The organism is Deinococcota bacterium, from assembly GCA_030858465.1.
Classification (GTDB): domain Bacteria; phylum Deinococcota; class Deinococci; order Deinococcales; family Trueperaceae; genus JALZLY01.
The window spans coordinates 1-3,798 of the sequence record JALZLY010000340.1; the positions used below are offsets into that span (position 1 = coordinate 1).

The following is a 3,798-nucleotide window of genomic DNA, read 5'->3' on the forward strand; positions in this document are numbered from 1 at the left end:
GCCCTTTTGTCATCCCCAGCTGAACTGTCCGGAGTATTGGTCATCAATGGTGAACTGAAAGACATTGGCCTCCTCATTGGCTATCCCGTCATGAAAGTAAAAGCATGAACTACAGTATGAGAGCCTGGTCACTTAGGATATACGAAGCAACCAGACGTCAAGGCACGCGCCTTTGGCCGATCATACTGGTAGGTGTCGGTTTTATCCTGCTTTGTTGCGGAGGTGTCTACTTACTGGCTAAAGCTACGGGTACCCCGCTCTCGGCCCTAACCGCCGACCCGGCAGCCATCAACCGCACGAGCGTCTATATCGGCCTGCTCTCTAACATCGGCATCATGTTGTGGTCGGCAACCGCCGCAGTCGGATTTCTTGCCGCGGCTGTTCTCCGCATGCTCGGTCACTCGCCGTTGTTCTTGTTAGCCTCTGCCTCACTCTCCGTGCTGCTTGCTGTAGACGACGCTTTTCTTCTTCACGAGCGGGTGATTCCGAGGCTCCTTCAGATCCCTGAAATCGTCGTTTATGGAGGCTACGGTCTTCTCATCGGTTCTTACCTGCTTTACTTCTCTAGGCCCATCCTTAAGACCGACTACGAACTTCTTGTCCTGGCGTTCTTGTGTTTTGCCATATCCGTGGCGATCGACATTGCGCTCCCTACCACGACACGGGTGACCTTTGTCGAGGACAGCTTCAAACTCGCGGGCATCGTGTTCTGGCTCCTCTACTTTTTCCGCGCTGCTCAAAGCGCGATTCGCAGCGGTGTGTCCCAAGAAAGATCAAGGCGCTACCGAAGTTGATTCGCTAGCCCGCTTGTGCTTATGGGCTGGCCCCAATAGGCAGGCTTCTCGAGCGGCAACGCTCTCCTCGGTTGGCTCGTCGCGTCAGGCCTCCTCTTTGGGGCGTGCCGTCGCCTTGGTAAAGGAGAACGGTGGAGGGGACGAGAGCAGCCAATTAACCTTGACATATGAACAGATATTCATATAATGAGCTTATGAGCCACGCCGCTTCCCTCCCCTCCTCGAGCGCTACCCCCGTGCGCCTCCTCTACCGTGTCGGGGGCATGGATTGCCCCAGTTGCGTCAGCCGCGTCGAGGGCGCCGCTAGGCGCGTTGCGGGCGTCATGGAGGTGCGCTCCAACCATCTTACCCAGACCCTGGAGCTGCGGTTAGACGAAGCGCAGACCCCGCGCGCTGCGCTGGAAGCACGCCTGCGCAAGCTCGGCCATCCTCTGGTTCTTGCGCGTGACGGCAACACGGCGAGCGGCCCGGTCCCGGCGCAGCGGCCTTGGTTTCGCAGCGGGGAAGGCCGGCAGGCGCTCCTTCTGGCAGGGCTCATCGCGCTGGCGTTCGCCCTCTCCCTCGCAGAACCTGGGGCGGCGCACTGGGGCTTTGTGGCCGCCACCCTCTTTGGGGTGTGGCCGCTCGCAAAAAAGGCGGTCGCGGCCACGCGCGCGGGTGACCCCTTTAGCATCAACACCCTCGTGAGCCTCGCCGCGCTCGGCGCGCTCGTTATCGGCGAAGCCGCCGAGGGCGCCGTGGTGGTGTTCTTTTTTATGATCGGAGAGTTTCTCGAGGGTATCGCCGCGAGCAGGGCGCGGCGCTGCATCACGGCGCTCGCCGCCCTCACCCCCAAGACCGCGCAGCTTCTAGACGACGGCGGCCCGCGCGAGGTGGCCGCGGCCAGCCTGCGGGTAGGCCAGCGGGTGAGGGTCGCGCCGGGCGCACGCGTCCCGGCTGACGGCACCGTTGTCGAGGGAAGTTCCCACTTGGACGAGAGCCCCGTGACGGGTGAGAGCGTACCCGTCTATAAGGAACGAGGGGCGAGCGTGTTCGCCGGCAGCATCAACGCCGAGGGCGTCCTCACCTTAGAGGTGACGCACGGCGGCGAGGACAACACCCTCGCGCGCATCCTGCACTTAGTGGAGCAGGCCGAGGCGACCAAGGCGCCGACCGCGCGCTTTATCAACCGCTTCAGCCGCGTCTACACCCCGGTGGTGGTGCTCGTAGCGGCGCTCACGGCGCTGCTGCCGCCCCTCCTGGTGGGCGCGGCTTGGGACCTCTGGCTCTACCGCGGGCTGGCGCTGCTCCTCATCGGCTGCCCCTGCGCGCTGGTGCTGAGCGTTCCCGCCGCCATCACCAGCGCCACCAGTGCGGGGGCGCGGCGCGGCCTCCTCGTCAAGGGCGGCGCCGTCTTGGAGACGCTCAGCCGGGTGACAACCGTCGCCTTTGACAAGACCGGCACCCTCACGGAGGGCCGGCCGGTGGTGACCGATGTCATGGCATTTGGTGTCGGCGACGCCGAGTTGCTGCGGCTCAGCGCCGCCCTCGAGGCCACCTCCCAGCACCCTCTGGCGCGGGCGATCGTGGCCCGCGCCAAGGAGAACGGGCTCGTCCTCCCCGAAGCCTCCAACGCGCGCGCCCTGGCGGGCAAGGCCGTGGTGGGAGAGGTCGAGGGGCACCGACTTACGGTCGCTTCACCACGCTACGCGGGCGAGCTAGCGCCTCTTGACCCCAGCCTGCTAGCGCACATCCGCAGGCTCGAGGAGGAGGGCAAGACGGTCGTCGTCAGCCTGGCCGGTGAGAGGGTGCTGGGCCTCCTCGCGCTGCGCGACGAACCCCGCGCCGACGCCCAAGAGGCGCTCGCCAAGCTCCGCGGGCGCGGCCTCAAGGGGATCATGCTGACCGGCGACAACCGCCGCACCGCCCAAGCCATCGCGGGCGAACTCGGCCTTGACGTTTATGCCGAACTGCTCCCCGCGGACAAGCACGACCTGGTGCTGCGCCTGCACGACACGGACGTCGTGGCGATGGTCGGCGACGGCATCAATGACGCGCCCGCGCTGGCGCAAGCGGACGTCGGCATCGCCATGGCCGGCGGCACCGATGTCGCCCTTGAAACCGCCCACGCCGCGCTCCTCCGCCCGCGGCTGATGTCAGCCGTAGACCTGATCGCGCTGTCGCAGGCGACCATGAACACCATCCGCCTCAACATCGCCTTTGCGCTCGGCCTCAAGGCCATCTTTCTCATCACCACCCTGCTCGGCGTGACCGGCCTGTGGGCCGCCATCCTCGCCGATACCGGCGCGACCGCCTTGGTGACGGCAAACGCGCTCAGGCTCTTGCGCTTTAAGGGAGAGGCGTCGTGACCAGCGCCACCCGCGCCACACCATAAGACCACACCGTAAGACGCCACAACAAGAAACGTCACCATAGGCTGCTACGATGAAGACTACGATATAGATATTGATAGCTAATAGATACAGATAGCGAGAAGATAATGACGATAACAAACGCCACGAACCCCATAAGGGCGGCGGCCACCGCAGCTCGAGACGACCTCTGCGAGGTCAGTTGTGTTCATCCCGAGGCGGTCTCTAAGGCAAAAGCCGCGCTCCCCAACGAGGAGAACGTGCAAGACGCCAGCCTGCTCCTCAAAGCGGTCGCCGACCCCACCCGCCTGCGCCTTCTTAGCGCACTCGCCACGACGGAGCTATGCGTCTGCGACCTCGCAGCCGTTCTCGGCATGAGCGAGTCGGCGGTCAGTCACCAGTTGCGCGTACTGCGCACGAGCCGCTTGGTCAGGTACCGCAAGGAGGGACGCATCGCCTACTACCGTCTCAGCGACAACCACGTGACCGATTTGCTCGCGGGCGCTCTCGAGCACGCCCGCGAGGCAAGCTAAGTTAGCTTGGCTTGTTAGGGCTAGTAGCGGTCCCGGCCACCACCACGGCCACCGCCGCGACCGCCACGGTCACCGCCACCACGGTCGCCCCCTCGGCCACCACCAAACGAGCCGCCACGG

The 3,798-nt window shown here is 64.7% G+C and carries 3 protein-coding genes; all 3 read left to right on the forward strand.

Annotation, left to right across the window (positions count from 1 at the left end):
• The first annotated feature begins 104 nt into the window (after positions 1–104).
• The 3 genes from M3498_16720 to M3498_16730 all read left to right on the forward strand — a co-directional run bounded on the left by M3498_16720 (position 105) and on the right by M3498_16730 (position 3,678).
• Positions 105–794: a hypothetical protein gene (locus M3498_16720; protein ID MDQ3460913.1), complete on the forward strand. Its 690-nt coding sequence runs from the start codon at positions 105–107 to the stop codon at positions 792–794.
• A gap of 194 nt (positions 795–988) precedes the next feature.
• Entirely contained in the window at positions 989–3,142 is a 2,154-nt protein-coding gene (cadA, locus tag M3498_16725) for a cadmium-translocating P-type ATPase (protein ID MDQ3460914.1), read from the forward strand.
• A 131-nt stretch (positions 3,143–3,273) separates the two neighbouring features.
• Positions 3,274–3,678 carry a metalloregulator ArsR/SmtB family transcription factor gene (locus M3498_16730; GenBank protein MDQ3460915.1) on the forward strand — a complete coding sequence of 135 codons (405 nt, stop codon included), beginning with the start codon at positions 3,274–3,276 and terminating at the stop codon, positions 3,676–3,678.
• The last annotated feature ends 120 nt before the right edge of the window (positions 3,679–3,798 follow it).